Annotated in this window: 14 protein-coding genes and 1 pseudogene; 4 read left to right on the forward strand and 11 right to left on the reverse strand. The window is 64.9% G+C overall.

Annotation, left to right across the window (positions count from 1 at the left end; all coding sequences use genetic code 11):
• Positions 1-38 precede the first annotated feature (38 nt).
• Positions 39-1,313, forward strand: a complete 1,275-nt coding sequence (locus F7D01_RS08525; RefSeq protein ID WP_215227196.1) for a dicarboxylate/amino acid:cation symporter — start codon at positions 39-41, stop codon at positions 1,311-1,313.
• A 74-nt stretch (positions 1,314-1,387) separates the two neighbouring features.
• Positions 1,388-2,002 (forward strand): superoxide dismutase, encoded by a 615-nt coding sequence (locus tag F7D01_RS08530; protein WP_215227197.1) that lies wholly within the window; start codon positions 1,388-1,390, stop codon positions 2,000-2,002.
• 75 nt (positions 2,003-2,077) lie between these two features.
• On the opposite strand, the gene F7D01_RS08535 is transcribed toward F7D01_RS08530, so the two are convergent.
• The 3 genes from F7D01_RS08535 to F7D01_RS08545 form a co-directional block, all read right to left on the reverse strand.
• On the reverse strand, positions 2,078-3,295 hold the full coding sequence (locus F7D01_RS08535) for an AI-2E family transporter (protein WP_251566648.1): 1,218 nt from the start codon (positions 3,293-3,295) through the stop codon (positions 2,078-2,080).
• A 62-nt stretch (positions 3,296-3,357) separates the two neighbouring features.
• The gene (locus F7D01_RS08540) at positions 3,358-3,978 is read right to left on the reverse strand and encodes a sigma-70 family RNA polymerase sigma factor (protein ID WP_215227198.1); all 621 of its coding nucleotides are present in this window, start codon (positions 3,976-3,978) and stop codon (positions 3,358-3,360) included.
• A complete protein-coding gene (locus F7D01_RS08545; protein ID WP_215227199.1) occupies positions 3,975-4,178 on the reverse strand; it encodes a NepR family anti-sigma factor in 204 nt (67 codons plus the stop codon). The genes F7D01_RS08540 and F7D01_RS08545 overlap by 4 nt, the downstream gene beginning before the upstream one ends.
• A 242-nt stretch (positions 4,179-4,420) precedes the next feature.
• On the opposite strand from F7D01_RS08545, the gene F7D01_RS08550 reads away from it, so the two are divergent.
• A complete protein-coding gene (locus F7D01_RS08550; RefSeq protein WP_251566650.1) occupies positions 4,421-6,028 on the forward strand; it encodes a CHASE domain-containing protein in 1,608 nt (535 codons plus the stop codon).
• A gap of 106 nt (positions 6,029-6,134) precedes the next feature.
• On the opposite strand, the gene F7D01_RS08555 is transcribed toward F7D01_RS08550, so the two are convergent.
• The 3 genes from F7D01_RS08555 to F7D01_RS08565 all read right to left on the reverse strand — a co-directional run bounded on the left by F7D01_RS08555 (position 6,135) and on the right by F7D01_RS08565 (position 8,998).
• Positions 6,135-6,935, reverse strand: a complete 801-nt coding sequence (locus F7D01_RS08555) for a response regulator (protein WP_215227201.1) — start codon at positions 6,933-6,935, stop codon at positions 6,135-6,137.
• A 350-nt stretch (positions 6,936-7,285) separates the two neighbouring features.
• Positions 7,286-7,726, reverse strand: coding sequence for a response regulator (locus F7D01_RS08560; protein WP_215227202.1), 441 nt, complete (start codon positions 7,724-7,726; stop codon positions 7,286-7,288).
• A gap of 114 nt (positions 7,727-7,840) precedes the next feature.
• Complete coding sequence (locus F7D01_RS08565; protein ID WP_215227203.1) at positions 7,841-8,998, reverse strand: GNAT family N-acetyltransferase; 1,158 nt, start codon at positions 8,996-8,998, stop codon at positions 7,841-7,843.
• A gap of 208 nt (positions 8,999-9,206) precedes the next feature.
• On the opposite strand from F7D01_RS08565, the pseudogene F7D01_RS08570 reads away from it, so the two are divergent.
• Positions 9,207-10,228 (forward strand): annotated as a pseudogene (locus F7D01_RS08570) (fatty acid desaturase).
• Positions 10,229-10,231: 3 nt separating this feature from the next.
• On the opposite strand, the gene lptG reads toward F7D01_RS08570, so the two are convergent.
• From lptG to F7D01_RS08595, 5 genes are all read right to left on the reverse strand, one after another.
• Positions 10,232-11,329, reverse strand: coding sequence for an LPS export ABC transporter permease LptG (gene lptG / locus F7D01_RS08575; RefSeq protein WP_215227204.1), 1,098 nt, complete (start codon positions 11,327-11,329; stop codon positions 10,232-10,234).
• A gap of 1 nt (position 11,330) precedes the next feature.
• Positions 11,331-12,602, reverse strand: coding sequence for an LPS export ABC transporter permease LptF (gene lptF, locus F7D01_RS08580; RefSeq protein ID WP_215227205.1), 1,272 nt, complete (start codon positions 12,600-12,602; stop codon positions 11,331-11,333).
• Positions 12,603-12,690: 88 nt separating this feature from the next.
• Positions 12,691-13,041, reverse strand: coding sequence for an ATP-dependent Clp protease adapter ClpS (gene clpS, locus F7D01_RS08585; RefSeq protein ID WP_215229732.1), 351 nt, complete (start codon positions 13,039-13,041; stop codon positions 12,691-12,693).
• 206 nt (positions 13,042-13,247) lie between these two features.
• A complete protein-coding gene (gene phaP, locus F7D01_RS15425; RefSeq protein ID WP_215227206.1) occupies positions 13,248-13,985 on the reverse strand; it encodes a phasin family protein in 738 nt (245 codons plus the stop codon).
• A gap of 117 nt (positions 13,986-14,102) precedes the next feature.
• Positions 14,103-15,971, reverse strand: a complete 1,869-nt coding sequence (locus tag F7D01_RS08595) for an alpha/beta hydrolase (RefSeq protein ID WP_215227207.1) — start codon at positions 15,969-15,971, stop codon at positions 14,103-14,105.
• Position 15,972: the final 1 nt, after the last annotated feature.

The following is a 15,972-nucleotide window of genomic DNA, read 5'->3' on the forward strand; positions in this document are numbered from 1 at the left end:
TGTTACGCGTGATCCGCGCGATGTGAAGGGGTGGGTGCATGGCCGTAACCGAAAGCGAGAAAGACCGCGATGCCGACGGCGGGCTGGTAAGCATCCGGATTCCGGTCTGGTGGACGCTTGCCGGGCTGGTCGGAGGTCTGCTGGTCGGCTCGCTGCTGGCGGGCACGCAGGTCGAGGAGGCCGTGCTCGCGATCACCGCCCCCATCGGCGCGATGTGGCTGCGCGCCTTGCAGATGACGATCATCCCGCTGGTCGGCGCGCTGCTGGTGATGGGGATCAGCCAGCTGGTGGAGGCGGCGCGGGCGGGTGCGGTGGCGCGGCGCATGCTGGGCTGGATGGCGCTGGCGCTGGTGCTGGGCAGCGTGGCGAGCGCGGTGCTGATGCCGCTGCTGCTCGACATTTTCCCGATACCCGCCGCGGCAAACGCCCTGCTGGCGGCCGGAGCGAATGGCCCGGCGCAAGAGGTTCCGGGGGTGGGAGAGTTCATCGCCTCGCTCGTCGCGCCCAACCTGATCGCGGCCGCCGCGGAAACCGCGATGCTGCCGCTGACGATCTTCTTCGCGCTGTTCGCGGTCGCCCTGTCGCGCTTGCCGCGCGGGCAGGGAGACGTCCTGCGGCGGTTCTTCCGCGCGCTCGGCAATGCCATGCTGGTCATCATCGGCTGGGTGCTGTGGGTCGCGCCGGTCGGCGTCTTCGCGCTCGCACTCGGCGTCGCGGTCAGGGCGGGCGGGAACGGCGCGTTCCTGACGCTGCTGCACTACATCCTGACGGTGTCCGCGATGGGGGCGCTGACGCTGGTCGCCGCATATCTGCTGGCCTGGCTGGCGGGCGGGGTCGGCCTCGCGCGTTTTGCCCGCGCGGTCCTGCCCGCGCAGACGGTGGCGCTCTCGACGCAAAGCTCGCTCGCCAGCCTGCCCGCCATGCTCGAAAGCGCGCGGACCCTGCGCCTGCGCGAAGAGACGAGCGACTTCGTCCTGCCGCTCGCCGTCGCGATCTTTCGCGCGACCAGCCCGGGCATGAACATGGCGGTGGCGATCTACGTCGCGCATCTGACGGGCGTGGCCCTCTCCCCCGGCCTGCTGGCGGCGGGCATCGCGGTCGCGCTGGTCATATCGGTGGGTTCGGTCAGTCTGCCCGGCACGATCAGCTTCGTCATTTCCATCGGGCCGATCGCGCTTGCCATGGGCGTGCCGATAGAGCCGCTCGCGCTGCTGGTGGCGGTGGAGATGCTGCCCGACATCATGCGCACGATCGCGAACGTGACGATGAACGTGGCGGTGGCCACGGCGACCGATCGGGAAATTGAGCGCTAGCTGCAACTCTCGCCCGGCCCATGCGTTGGTGGGGCGAACGACACGATTTTCCAACATGCAACGGGAGAATACCATTGGCATTCGAAGTCACCCCACTGCCGTATGACGACGGCGCGCTCGCCCCGGCCGTTTCCGCCGAGACGCTCAGCTACCATCACGGCAAGCATCACAAGGCCTATATCGACAAGACCAACAAGGCGATCGAGGGCACCGACCACGAGGACAAGAAGCTTGCAGAAGTCGTCGCCGCCGCGCGTGGCAGCGACCAGGGCCTGTTCAACAATTCGGCGCAGAGCTGGAACCACGGCTTCTACTGGCACTCGATGGTCGGCGAAGACGTGTCGCCCAGCGACGAGCTGAAGGCGATGATCGACGATGCCTTCGGTTCGCTCGACGATCTGAAGGAAAAGCTGCAGGAACGCGGCGCCGGCCACTTCGCCAGCGGTTGGGTCTGGCTGGCCGAGAAGGGCGGCAAGCTCTCGATCGAGGAAACGCATGACGGCGATACGCTGGCCGACCAGGACGGCATCAACCCGCTGCTCGTGATCGACCTTTGGGAGCACGCCTATTACCTCGACCACCAGAACGCGCGGCCGGAATATCTGAAGGCGCTGACGAAGGACAAGCTCAACTGGAAGTTCGCGAGCGACAATCTGGCGCGCGGAACGACCTGGGAATATCCCGCCTGAGCGGCTGATCCGATTGTTCGAGAACGTGGAAGGCCCGCCGTTATGGTGGGCCTTTTGCTTTTCCACCGACCCTCGTCAGGTTTCGACCGCTTCCTCGTCCGGTTCGTCGGCCATGGCGCTAGCATCGAACAGCGGCTCGCCGAAAATGAACCCCACCAGGTTGGGTCGTCCGACATGGTCGAAGAACGCGGTCAGCATCAGCAATAGCGGGACCGACAGCAGCGCCCCGAGCGCACCCCAGATCCAGGTGAAATAGGAAAACGCGATCAGGATCATCACCGGGTTCATGGTGAAACGCGCGCCGAGGATGGACGGGGTGACGATGTTCGCCTCCACTGCATGCAGGCACAGATAGGCGGCGGCCGGCATCAGCCCCCAGAACACCGTTTCGGACGTGCCGATGCCGAACAGGGCGAGCAGCGTCGTCATCGCCAGCGGGCCGATATAAGGGATGAAATTGAGCAGGGCGGCGAGGCCTCCCCACATCATCGGGGCGCTGACGCCCAGGATCCACGCACCTAGCGTAACGATCACGCCGATCCCGAGATTGATCCAGGCCACCGTAAGGATATAGGCCGCCACCCGATCCTGCACCTCGCGCATCACGCGCGCCGCCTTCAGGCTGGTGCCGAAGCTGCTGCGCCCGAACAGCAGGTTGCGCCGCATGCGAATGCGCGCCTCGACCATGAAGAAGGTCATGAGGAAGGTCAGCAGCACCTCCAGTACGACGCTCGGCGCGCCGATCGCCAGTTCCTGCACGAAGGAAGGGCTGGCGAGCACGACGCGGTCGCTCCCCTCCTGACCCAGCGCCTCGTTCAACACCGTGTTGGCGCGTGCGAGCCAGCCGAACTGGCTGCGCAGCTCGGCGAAGCGCGCTCCGACCTGCTCGATCAGGGCGGGCAGTGTATCGAACAGCGAAATGGCGGGTTGAAGGATCACCGCGAAGGCGATCGCCAGCACCCCGATGAAGAACAGGATGGCGAGGATGGAGGCAAGCGTGTTGGGCACGCCCCAACCCGACAGGCGATCCGCCAGCGGCGCGAGCAGGATCGTGAAGATGATCGCGGTCGTCACCGGCAGGAAGACGACCGAGCCGATCGAGAGGACGAAAGGCAGGGCCAGGAAAAGGCCTGCGCCCAGAATAAGCACGAGCAGACTGATAAGCCGCAATTCCTGGTCGGCGAACGTCATCTGCCGCGCAGGAGCGGAAACGTCCTCCTGCACCCCGAGCGGATCGGTGGACGGCGACCGCTCCGCCCCCTCCGGCGTCCCCTCAGGCGACATCGTTTCCATGGTCAGCCCATACCATAGCGCAACGCCGCGAACGAGTGTTCACGCGGCGCGCGCAGAGGAGCCTATTTCCGCCCGAGCGTCGGTTCGGCCACGCCGTTGCCCGCCGCGACATCGTCCAGCTCTTCGAGGATGGCGCGGTGCGCGCCGTCGTCTGCACGCGAGCGCTGGGGAATGGACCCGTCGGCCAGCATCGCGTTGAGCGCCGAACGCGCCCGGCCAACGCGGCTCTTGATGGTGCCGACCGCGCAACCGCAGATCGTCGCCGCCTCTTCGTAGGAGAAGCCCCCGGCCCCGACCAGCAACAGCGCCTCGCGCCGTTCCGGGGGAAGGGTCAGCAAGGCACGGTGCATGTCCGACAGGTGGATCGGCTCCTCCTGCCCCGCCGGCGCGGTCAGGATCCGTTCGGCCACCGTCTCGTCGTAATCGCCGCGAAAGCGGTTGCGCCGCATATCGGTGAGATAGGCGTTGCGCAGGATCACGAAGGTCCACGCCCGCATGCTGGTGCCCGGTTCGAACCGCTCCTGCGCGGCCCATGCCTTCAGCAACGCTTCCTGCACCAGATCGTCAGCCATGTCCGGGCGCCCGCACAGGCCGCGCGCGAAAGCACGCAGGTGTGGTACGACTTCCGTCAGCTCACGTTTGAAATCGGCCTTTTCGGCGGCCGTTCGTTTCGTCGAACTCATCCCTGCCCGTCTTTCGAACCTTCGCTGTCCTTGTCGAGCTGCGACAGCAGGTCCTTGAAATTGTCCGGAAGCGGCTCGTCGACAACCGAATCGTATAATCTGCGCAGGCCCGACGACCAGTCGGGTCTGCCCTTGCCGGATGCATGCGCGGTCGTACGTGCCTGACCCGCCCCAGCTTTTTTCGTCTCGTCAGATGTCATGCCGTTATCGAAGAGCTCCCTCCAGACGAGAGGGCAGCGTGTGCCCCCAAAAGTCCGCGATCCCATGAGAAACCGAGGAACGAATTTCATCCCATGTGGTTCCCCAACGCAGAGTTGGCAAGTAGCCGGTGTCCCTTCCGGCAATGGGCAAGCATCAATTGAATCCGGAACCTACTACTCATCTGCGCCGGAACAGCCGCTGGCTGATCCGATTCCCCCGCGCTTTGCCGCTCGCAATCTTCATGCTGATTGTCGTGATAACCCTGGTCAGCGTGTTCGCCATCGAACGGGGCGAACAGCGCCAGGAGCGTGCCCATCTCAACGAAGCGGCCCGCTCGATCGCTTCCGCCCTCGATCGCCGCGGCAACACGTCCAGTTCCTATCTGCGTGCCGGCGCCGCGCTGTTCGGGTCGGTGGACGCGGTTCCGGCCAGCCTGTTCCGCCGTTTCGTAAACGAACTGCGAATCGATTCCGATTATCGGGGGGCAGAGGGGATCGGCTGGGCCCAGATCGTGCCGCGCAATCAGATCGGCGCCTTCGAAATGGCGATGACCGAACAGGTGCCGGGCCAGATGCGGGTGCATCCGCTACCCCCGCCGACCCAGCCCTTCGCCGTACCGGTCACGTTCCTGAAACCCGATACCGAGCGCAGCCGCCGTGCGCTGGGCTTCGACATGTATTCCGAAGCGACCCGCCGGACGGCGATGGACGAAGCGGTTCGCACGATGCGTCCCACCGCGAGCGGTCCCGTAAAGCTGATGCAGGAAGGTACCGGGAACCATGCGGGTTTCCTGATCTACATGCCGGTCTTCCAGATCCGCGGCGGCAAGCGGGTGCTGATCGGCTTCATCTACAGTCCCTTCGACGGCGAGGACTTTCTGGAATCGGTCCTCACGCCGGAGGTATCGGATGCGCGCGGTATCCGGCTGTACGATGGGACGCCCGAGAGCGGCACGTTGCTGGCGACGCACGCGCCCGAGTTCAGGACCGGGCGCTACGTTACCGCGCAGGTGCGTGTCGCCAACCGCCCGATGACCGTGCAGGTGGAAAGCCAGCGCGGAAAACTGCTGTCGACCTTGTCGATGATAACGCTGCTGTTCGGCCTTGCCGTCGCCACCCTGTCGATGATCGTCGCGCGCCTGCTGACGAAGCAGGCGTACGAGGACCAGGCCTCGCTCGATTTCTTCGCCGAGCAGAATTCGATCCGCAATTCGCTGACCCGCGAATTGAACCATCGGGTCAAGAACACCCTCGCCAATGTGTTGTCTATCGTCTCGCTGACCCGGCGGCGGGCAACCACGCTGGAAGAGTTCGCCAACGGCCTGGACGGGCGCATTCGCGCACTGTCGGCAACGCACGACCTGCTCACGAATTCGGAATGGGGCACCACGCCGATCCGCGCGGTGGTGGAGACCGAAATCGCCCCCTATGCGCGTTCGGACGAAACCATACTGACCATCGACGGTCCGTTGGTGGAGCTGGCGCCCAACGATGCCCTGTCGCTGGGCCTCGCGATGCACGAGCTCGCCACCAACGCCGCCAAGTATGGCGCGCTGTCGGTAGCGGGCGGCCACCTCAGCGTAACCTGGTCGCTGGTTCGCGACGATCTGGCGCGGATCGAGTGGGTCGAATCGGAAGGGCCGAGCGTTCCCGCCGATCGCAAGCGCGGATTCGGCACCGATCTGGTGGAGAAGATCGTCGCGCACGAGCTCAAGCATCCTGTCAGCCTGCGCTTCGAACGGAGCGGCGTCGAGTGCACGCTGTCCGTGCCGGTCCGAAAGCCGAGCGAGTTCGCCATGCGCGCCCGCCGGCAGAAGGATGGGAACAAGATGGGCGACTTGCAGGGCTGAATATCGGCCCGGAGCCACGGATCGCCTGCTAGGGACTTCACGCAAAGAAAAAGCGCCCGACTGCCAGTGGCGGTCGGGCGCTTCGCTATTCGATATGCCGGACGGATCAGTCGATCGGACGGCTCGAATTGAAGAACAGGGCCTGGCTGATCGCCGCGCGCACGGTCGCTTCCTGGAACGGCTTGGTAACCAGATAGGTCGGTTCCGGCCGGTCCCCGGTCAACAGCCGCTCCGGATAGGCGGTAATGAAGATCACCGGCACACTGCCCATCGCGAGGATGTCGTCCACCGCATCGAGCCCGGACGATCCGTCGGCGAGCTGGATGTCGGCGAGCACCAGGCCGGGGGTCTGTTCCGCGACCACCTGCTGCGCCTGCGTGCGCGTGGCGGCGGTGCCGCAGATGTCGTGACCCAGGCCGCGCACCAGATCCTCGAGCTGCATCGAGATCAGGGGCTCGTCCTCGATGATCAGGACAGACGTGGCCGATTCTCGATCGATTTCGGCGATGGCATCCTGCACCATCGCTTCCACATCGGTTTCTTCCATGTCCATGATCTCGGCGGTTTCCGAGATGGAGAAATCTTCCAGCGTGGTCAGCAGCAGCGCCTGCCGGTTCAGCGGCGTGACCGCCTTCAACCGATTGTGCGCGGCATTCTCGTGCTCGCCGGAGCCGGACGTATCGTCATCGTCCTGCACTTCCATGTAAGCGCTCGACCACACCTTGTTGAAGGCGCGGTAAAGCGGCACCCGCCCCGATTGGAGCGATTGTTTGAGATCTTCGTCTTCCAGCGCCGCTTCCAGCGTGGCGCGGACGAAGGCATCTCCTGTCTGCTGCGAACCCGTGAGTGCGCGCGCGTAGCGACGCAGATACGGAAGGTTGGCGGCTACTTGTTCTCCGAGCGACATGAATCCCTTTCCCGTTTGGACGCGCGATAAACGAGCGGTCCGGAGGTCGGTTCCGTCCCTGCCGATTGGAGGGAGGTTTGACAAGCAGGATAGGGGGTTAGTCCCTTGGTCCAAGGGTCTGCGAAAATTTTTTCCTCGCTGCCGGAACCCCTTTCCGAACGGGGCATTATGTCCTTGTCACCGCCGAGACCCCCCTCCCGTCCAAGCGGCAGGTGATACGATCCCGAAAGGCCTCCGCTCGAAACCGAGCGGAGGCCTTTTTTTCGTGCGTGATCCCTTACGTGCGAAGCGGATGCGACTGTGGGAGCGCGGCATCGCGCGCCGGACCGGGGAAAAGGAGTTCGAGCGCCCTAGCGGCGGAACAGCGCCAGCAGACCCTTGCGGCGGGGGGCGCGGGCGTGGGCCACCAGCTCGGAAAAGTCGTATGGCTTTTCCAGCACCGGGCCGAGTTCGGCGATCTCTTCGGGAATGGAGTCGGGCGCGCCGGTGGAGAAGATGATCCGCGGAGGCTGCGGGCCGATCTGGGCGACGAGCTCAGCAATAGCCCAGCCATCGTCCCGATCGGCGAGGTGCACGTCCAGGATCAGAAGGTCGAACTTGCTGTCGCGCAACTGGTCGAGCGCCGCCGCAGTGGTAGCGACGGTGGTCACCTCGCTCGCGCCCGCCTCGCGCAGGCTGTCCTCGGTCGCGAGGGCCAGCACCGCGTCGTCTTCCACCAGCAACACGGAGCCGAGCGGGCCCGCGCCGTCGCCCGACCGGGGCTCTCCCGCTTTGCCGTCCGCTGATTTCATCTCGATGCGGTTCCTCGACTGGTGCCGCGGCCTCGCGCCGACGTGCCCTGCAACAACCCCGATCGCCGTTCTAACGTTCCCGCGTTGCTCCGCTTGCCGGCCTGCGCCGCCCGGTCACAGATCCCGGCGATAGATCACATATTCGCGGTTGATCCGGCTATCGATCGTTTCGGCGATCGCGACCATCCCGCGATTGTCCTCCAGGATCCAGCCGATCTCGCCCCGCTTCGAGCCATAGCGCCGCGTGGCCTCCTGCCTGATCGATTCGATCATCATGAAGGCGAGCTGGCTGGCGAGGCGTGAGTTCTGAAACTCCTTCAGCACGCCCATCAGCGGCACGCGCATGTCGGCGCCGGTCGGCTTCTTCAGCCAGCGCAGCAGACGAATCCAGCCGAACGGGAACAGCTTGCCGCCGATATCCTTGAGCACGGCGTTCATGTCCGGGATGGTCATCATGAAGGCGACCGGACGCCCCTCGACCTCCGCGATGCGGTTCAGCGGCGCATGGATGATCGGGCGCATTTTCTTGCCCGCATAGGCGACTTCCTCGGGCGTGAACGGCACGAAGCCCCAATTGGTCGACCAGGCATCGTTTAGGATCGTCAGGATGATCTCCATCTCGCTCTGGTAATTGGCGAGGTCGACCGGGCGCACGGTGATGCGCGGATTGCGCTCCCCCGATTGCACGATCCGCTGCACCAGCGGCGGGAATTCCTGCGTGATGTCGAGATCGTATGTCAGCAGCGATTTCGCCTTCTCGTAGCTGGCCGCTTCGATCCAGGCCCGATAATGCGGGGGATGATGCCCCATCATCATGGTGGGCGAGTGATCGTGCCCCTTCACCAGCAGGCCGGGCTCTTCCCAGATCGACATCGAGATAGGTCCCAACACATGGGTCATCCCTCGCTCGCGCAACCAGCCTTCCGCCGCCGCGAGCAGCGCCTTCCCGACCTCTTCATCGACCGCATCGAAATAACCGAACATGCCGGTTCCGGGCCCCATGCCCTGTTCGACGGGAATGGCGAGGGCGAGGTGATCGATCTGCGCCGAGATGCGTCCCACCGCCTCCCCGCCGCGCCGGGCGATGAACAGCTGCGCCTCGGCATGGCCGAAGAACGGGTTCCTGTCCGGGTCGACCAGCTCCAGCTGTTCGGAGCGCAATTGCGGGACCGAGTTCGGCACCTTGGCAGCGAAGCGGCGGCCGAGGTCGACGAATTGCGCCCGGCCTTTCTTACCGGAAACGGGTTCGATCACGATCTTTTCGTTGGTCACGGGTGGTCCTGTTCAGGCGCGATTAGCGGTTGGCGCGCAATAGCGCGGACGAACAAGCCAGTCGATCACTCTCGCCAACAGCCTGCATTTGCCGATCGGTTGCGCAATCCCTACATAGCCACCCGCAAGCAGACAGCCGAAGACAGATATGTCCCATACCCTCGATCCCGCCACCACGACCGGCGCGCCCACCGCGCAGCCGCGCGCCATGCGCGTTGCGGACGACATGGCGATGTTGCGCGCCGCCCGCGACCTGACGAAGGATCTCGCCCAGGCGCGCCCGGCTATCTACTGGCCGGACATGCTGGGCTCCGCGCTTTTGGGTTACGCGGCGCTCGCGGGCGCGATCCTGGTCGATAGCACGCCCGCCGCGCTCGCCCTCGGCCTCGTGGCGGCGCTGGCGCTCTACCGGGCGCTGCTGTTCATCCACGAGCTGTCGCATATCCATCGCGACGCGCTGCCGGGCTTCCGGCTTGGCTGGAACCTGCTGGTCGGTGTGCCGATGCTGACTCCGTCCTTCATGTACGAAGGGGTGCACACGCTGCACCACAAGCGTACGCAATACGGTACGGTGGAGGATCCGGAATATCTCCCGCTGGCGCTGATGAAGCCGTGGTCCCTGCCGCTCTTCGTCCTGATTGCAGCGTTGCTGCCGGTGGCTCTGATCGCGCGCTTCGCGATCCTAGTCCCGCTGGGCGCGATCCTGCCGCCGGTTCGCCGGCTCACCTGGCAGCGTTTTTCCGCCCTCGCGATCAATCCGGCGTTCCGCCGCCGCCCGCCGGAAGGCGAGCTGCGCCCGCGTGTTCTGTGGCAGGAGCTGGGCGGCTTCGCATGGTCGTGGGTCCTGATCGGCAGCGTCTTCGCCTTCGGCTGGCATCCGCTGCTGGTCGCGCTGGCAACCGTGTCCTTTGCCGCGGTGCTCAACCAGTTGCGCACGTGGTCGCGCATCTGTGGGAGAACGAAGGCGAGCAGATGACGGTGACGGCCCAGTTCCTCGATTCGGTGAACGTCCCGCCGCCGGGTGTGGTTGCCGAGCTATGGGCACCGGTCGGCCTGCGCTATCACGCACTGCACCATCTGATGCCGAGCATGCCCTATCACGCGTTGCCCGAGGCGCACCGGCGGCTCGCGACCGAACTCGGCATGGATTCGACCTATCACGGTGCCAATCACCCCGGCATGGCCCGGCTCGTGGGCCGGATCGCGCGCAGCACCATGCGGCTGCGCTAGGCGCTATTCTTCGGTGCGGATGAGCACCGTTTCCCCGATCAGGAAGAACAGCAGGAAGGGTGCCCACGCCGCCAGAAACGGCGGGTAGCCGCCGAAATTGCCCAGTGCCAGCGCGGCGTTGTCGATCAGGAAGAAGGCGAACCCCATAGCCATCGCGATCACCGCGCGCAGGAACAGCTGCCCCGATCGTGCCAGCCCGAAGGCGGCGATAGCCCCCAGCAGAGGCATGAGCAGGGCGGCGAGCGGACCGGAAATCTTGTGCCACCAGTTCATCCGCAGTTCCGCGGTGGAGCGGCCCGCCGCCTCGTATGCGGCGATGGAATCCGACAATTCCCACAGGCTCTGGGTTTCGGCCTTCACGCTTTCCAGGGCGATTTCGGCCGGGGTGATACTGGTCCGGATCGTCTGGGCAGGCGCGGTGGTCGTTGCCGCGGTCGCAACGTCGAAGTTCTGCGCATCGACCAGCCGCCAGCCATCCTGCGTCGGCTGGGCCAGCCGCGCCCGCAGCTGATCGTTGATCTCGCCGCCGGGATTGCGGGCATACCAGGTCACGCCGGACAGGCGCATCGCCGCCCCGGCTCCGCTGACGGTCTTCGCCATCAGGATGTTCTCTCCATCGGAGACATAGACGTTGGACCGGGTGTCGGATGTGCGCGGGATCGGCCCGTATTCCACCGCCTGCCAAGCATTCAGAGCCGCCGTCGCGCGGGTCACGACCCGTTCGTTGAAGACGAAGGTGAGGGCGGACACGATCAGCGCGGTCAGGAACAGCGGGGCCAGCACCTGGTGGGCCGACAGACCCGCCGCCTTCATCGCGATCACTTCGCTGTTCTGGTTCAGCCCGACCAGAGTGATGATGGTCGCCAGCAACACCGAATAGGGTAGGAAGGTCTGAACCAGCTGCGGGATGCGCAGCGAGACGTAATAGAGCAGTTGCCCCTGACCGTTGCCCTTTACCGCCAGGATGTCGCCGCTGGTCGACAGCAGGTCCAGCATCATCAGAACCAAGACCAGCACCGCCAGCATGGCGATGATGCGGGTGACGAACATCTTGCCGAGATAGAGCGTCAGACGCCGTGAGGGGAAGAAATCGAGCTGCATCCTAGGCGCCACTTTCCGCAAGATCGTCTTCGTTTTCTTCTTCTTCGCCCAGCATGGTCTGCCCTGCCGCGCGCTTGCGCCGTTTGCGCCAGCCGAACAGCTTTCCGAACCGTTTGGAGATCTTGCCGAAGACACGCTCCAGCGCGCCGATCGGCTGGCCGCCCGGAACATGGGCGAGCTGGTAGTACATCCATACGATCAGCAGGGCGAAGATGGCGAAGGGCGTCCACAGTGCCACGACGGGGTCGATCCGGCCGAGCATCGCAACATCCTCCCCATACTGGTTCACCTTGTGATAGGCGACCACCAGCACGATCGAGACGAACACGCCGAGCGCGCTGGTGGAGCGTTTGGGCGGCACTGCCAGGGCGAGCCCCAGCAGCGGCATCAGCAGCATCATCACCACCTCCACCAGGCGGAAGTGGAAGCTCGCTTGGCTTGCGTCGCGGGTATCGGGCGGCTGGGTATCGGCCCAGCCGATCCGCAGCAGTTCGGGCAGGATGAATTCGCGCTGGTCGTCCCCGCGCGTGCGGAATTCCTCCACCCGCGGCAGATCGATCGGCAGGTCGTGGCGGCTGAAGGTCAGCACGCGCGGCGTTTCGTCGCCGCTGTCCTGCACGATCGTGCCGTCTATCAGGCGCAGGATGATGGTGTTGGGATTGTCGGTGGTGGCCATGAACGCGCCCTCGCGCGCGCCGATCGACAGCACCTCCCCCTTCTCCGTCGCGATGCGGGCGAAAATGCCCATCAGGCGCCGCCCCTTGTCCTCGCTGCGATCGATGCGCAGCGCCATGCGATCCGCCAGCGTGGTGAATTCGCCGACCTTGATAGAGGCGCCGAGCGCGCCCGATTGCAGCTCGTACTGCAATTCCTCGTAGGTGTAGCGCGCCACCGGCTGAATGTAGAACACCAGCGCGACGTTCACTGCCATCAGGATCGCCGCCAGCGCGTAGGGCACACGCAGCATCCGGCCGTAGCTCATGCCCAGTGCCCGCAGCACGTCGAGTTCGCTGGAGGTGGCGAGCTTGCGGAAGGCGAGCAGGATGCCGAGCATCAGCCCCAGGGGAATGGCCAGCGCGGCGTATTCGGGCAGCATCGCGCCCAGCATCTTGAACACGACCCCGACCGGGCCGCCCTCCACCGACACGAAGTCGAACAGCCGCCGCATCTTGTCGAGCAGCAGCAGCGAGGCGGCGATGGCGAACACACCCGCCATCGGAACGATGGTCAGCCGCAGGATGTAGCGGTCGATGGCTGGGAGGAATTTGAACAAGGGCGTGACGGCTCGCTGGGGCTGTGGTGCCCGGCCTTAACGGCAAATCGGCGTCAGGTCATGCCCGCTTTGAGAGCGCGCGCGAATATCAGGCCTTTTCCAGCGTGCATTGCAACGGATGCTGGTTCTCGCGCGCGAAATCCATCACCTGGTTCACCTTGGTCTCGGCGACTTCGTAGGTGAAGACCCCGCACACCCCCACGCCGCGCTGATGGACGTGGAGCATGACCCGCGTCGCCTCCTCCATATTCATGCGGAAGAAGCGCTTGAGCACGATCACCACGAACTCCATCGGGGTGTAATCGTCGTTGAGCATCAGCACCTTGTACTGGCTGGGCTTCTTGGGGCGGGTGCGCGTCTTGGTGGCGATACCGATCTGGCTGTCGCCATCGGTCCCGCGCCGGTCGTCGTCGCCCGCACGCGGGGCGATGGCGGTCATGCTGGTGGGGGCTGGGCAGGTCCGGGTCATCATGGCGACAATATCGTAAGGCGCTGCGCAAAGGCAAGGTGCGCCGGGGGTATCAGGGCGGTTTCGGCATCGATCGACCGCAAGCAAAAGGGCCGAACGGCGCCATGCCGTCCGGCCCTGCTAACGGATCGGATCAAAGAGGAGAGAGGAGAGCCCGGTCCGTCGAAAGCGTTCGCTTAAGCAGCGGCGACCTTGTCGGCGGCAACGCTCATGCGGCTGGAGATCGGCGCGAAGGTGTCGTTGGCCAGCTTCATCCAGCTTTCGGTCGCCTTCGAACCGAACGCGATCGCGGCATCGAAATTGCGGCGCGCGATATCGCCCTGCAGCTGCACGAGTTCGGTCGGGCTGGTGACCTTGGCCATGTCCTTGGCGTCTTCGATCATCTGCTCGGTGGCCTTCTTGCCGTCTTCGGCGACCATCTGGCCCATGTCCTTCAGACCGGCGTAGTAGATCTTGCCGGATTCGATCATCGCTTCGGCATTCGCCTTCTGGAACGCGACCATCTCGCCGGTCATCTCGGTGCCCTTCTCATAGGCACCCTTCATCTTGGACTGGACGGTGCCGGCGACATCCTTGGCGGTGTCGGTGAAGGTCTTCTTGGTGGTGGTAGTGGTGGTATCCATGATCGGTGTTTCCTTGAACTTCGTATCGGGTTTGGTGAACTTCGGCGCCTTGGCCTTGGCCTTCTGCGTCGGGGATTTCTTCGCCAGCTTCTTCGCCGGAACAGGCTTGTCCTTCGCCGCGACCGGCTTCGGTTTAGGCTTGGCCGCAACCGTCTTCGCAGTTGCCGTCGGCTTCGGCGCTTCCGGCTTGCCGGTCGTCTTGGCTTCGTAGGTCTGCGCGATCGCCTTCTCAGCCGAAGCCGCCTCGGCGGCCTCGTTCGCGCTCACTTTCGCTTCGTCCTGATCGGCCATGGAATCTGCCTCATCGTCTTGTGCAGTGCACAAATAGATGCTGCGACCGCGAAACGCAAGCTTTTTTGTGCAGTGCACAATAATGAGGAGACGGTACTGCTAGCGGGGCACCGAAGGTCAGCGCGTCATCACGTACCGTCCCGGCGCGTCCTCGATCACCGTATCCGCGTCGTTCTTCCCTGGAACGCGCTTGCCCTTCGCCGCGACTTCCTCGCCATCGTGCCCCTCGATCCATTCGATCCAGTCCGGCCACCAACTGCCGGGATGCTCGGTCGCGCCTTCGCGGAACTGCGCCAGGGTGCGCACGCCGTCGTCTTCGTTGATCCAGTACTGGTATTTCCTGGCCTCGGGCGGATTGACCACACCTGCGATATGGCCCGACCCGGCGAGGACGAAGCGCGTCGGGCCGGAGAAATGCTCACGTATCTTCCACACGCTCTCGGCCGGGGCGATGTGATCCTCCCTCCCGGCCTGGATATAGGCAGGCGTCTCGACCCGCGTCAGGTCGATCGGGGTCCCGTCCGCCGACAGCGCGTCGGGCTGGACCAGCAGGTTGTCGCGATAGAGGTCGCGCAGATAGGCGCGGTGCCATTTCGCGGGCAGATTGGTCACGTCCCCGTTCCAGTGCAGCAGGTCGAACGCCGGGTAGCTTTCGCCCAGCAGGTAATTGTTGACGACGTAGTTCCAGATCAGGTCCGTGCCGCGCAGCATGTTGAAGGTCGCGGCCATGTAGCGCCCGTCGAGATAGCCGTCGGTCTCCAGGTTCTCGATCGCGGCGAGCTGCTGATCGTCCACGAAGTTCAGCAGTTCTCCCGCCTTCCGGAAATCGACCTGGGCAGTAAAGAAAGTGGCGCTCTTCACCCGGTCCGCCTCGCCGCGTCGCGCCAGGATCGCCAGCGTTGCCGCCAGCGTGGTGCCCGCGACGCAATAGCCGATCGCATGCACGGCGGGCACCTTCAGCCGGTCGCGGACATGGTCGATCACCTCGATCTGCGCGCGGATGTAATCGTCCCATTCGATGTCGGCCATGCTCGCATCGGCCGATTTCCAGCTGACCACGAACACCGACAGCCCCTGCTCGACCGCCCAGCGGATGAAGCTCTTCTTCGGGTTGAGATCGAGGATGTAGAACCGGTTGATCCATGGGGGGAAGATCACCAGCGGCACCGCCAGCACCTTCTCCGTCGTCGGGGTGTACTGGATCAGCTGATAGAGCGGCGTCTCGTGCACCACCTTGCCCGGCGTCACCGCGATATTCTCGCCCAGCGTGAACGCGCCGCTGTCGGTATGCGTCAGCTGGCCTTTGTCGAGATCGGCCAGGAGATGCCGCATACCCTCGACCAGGTTCTCGCCCTTGGTCGCCATGGTCCGTTCCAGCACCACCGGATTGGTCGCGGCGAAATTGGCGGGGCTCAGCGCGTCGGCCATCGCCCTGGTCGCGAACTTCAGCTGCTCGCGCTTGTCCGGCGTCAGGCCCTGCAGATCGTCGACCATCGCCTCGATCCGCTCGACCAGCAGCAGATAGGTCTGGTGGATCAGCGCGAAGGCGGGCTGGGTGCGCCAGCGTTCGTCGGCGAAGCGGCGATCCTTGCGCGGCAGATCGGGTTGCTCGACGGTATCGCCGGACATTCCGGCCCACACCGACTGCCACAGCGCGACGCTGTCCTGCCACAGCTTCTGCTGCGCCTCAATGTCGGCCGCGAAGGGGAGGCTCCTGGTCCAGTTCTCCATCAGCGCGAACCAGCGCGCCGGATCGCCCGACAGCTCCGGGGCGGCCTGCGGCACCGCGTGGTTGCCCTGAAATTCCAGCCACATCGCCTGCAGCTTGCCCGCATTCTCCGCCCATTCGCGCATCTCTTCGGGGTCGGGCAGCTTCGCCGGACTATCGGTGCCGCCGATCATCGGCTGCGCCATGCCGTGCGCCAGCTTCATCTGCGCCTCCAGCATCGCTGTGAACGGATCGTCGCGGCGCGTCTCTTCGGCCATC

Origin of the sequence: Erythrobacter sp. 3-20A1M, from assembly GCF_018636735.1 — a bacterium.
GTDB lineage: Bacteria > Pseudomonadota > Alphaproteobacteria > Sphingomonadales > Sphingomonadaceae > Alteriqipengyuania.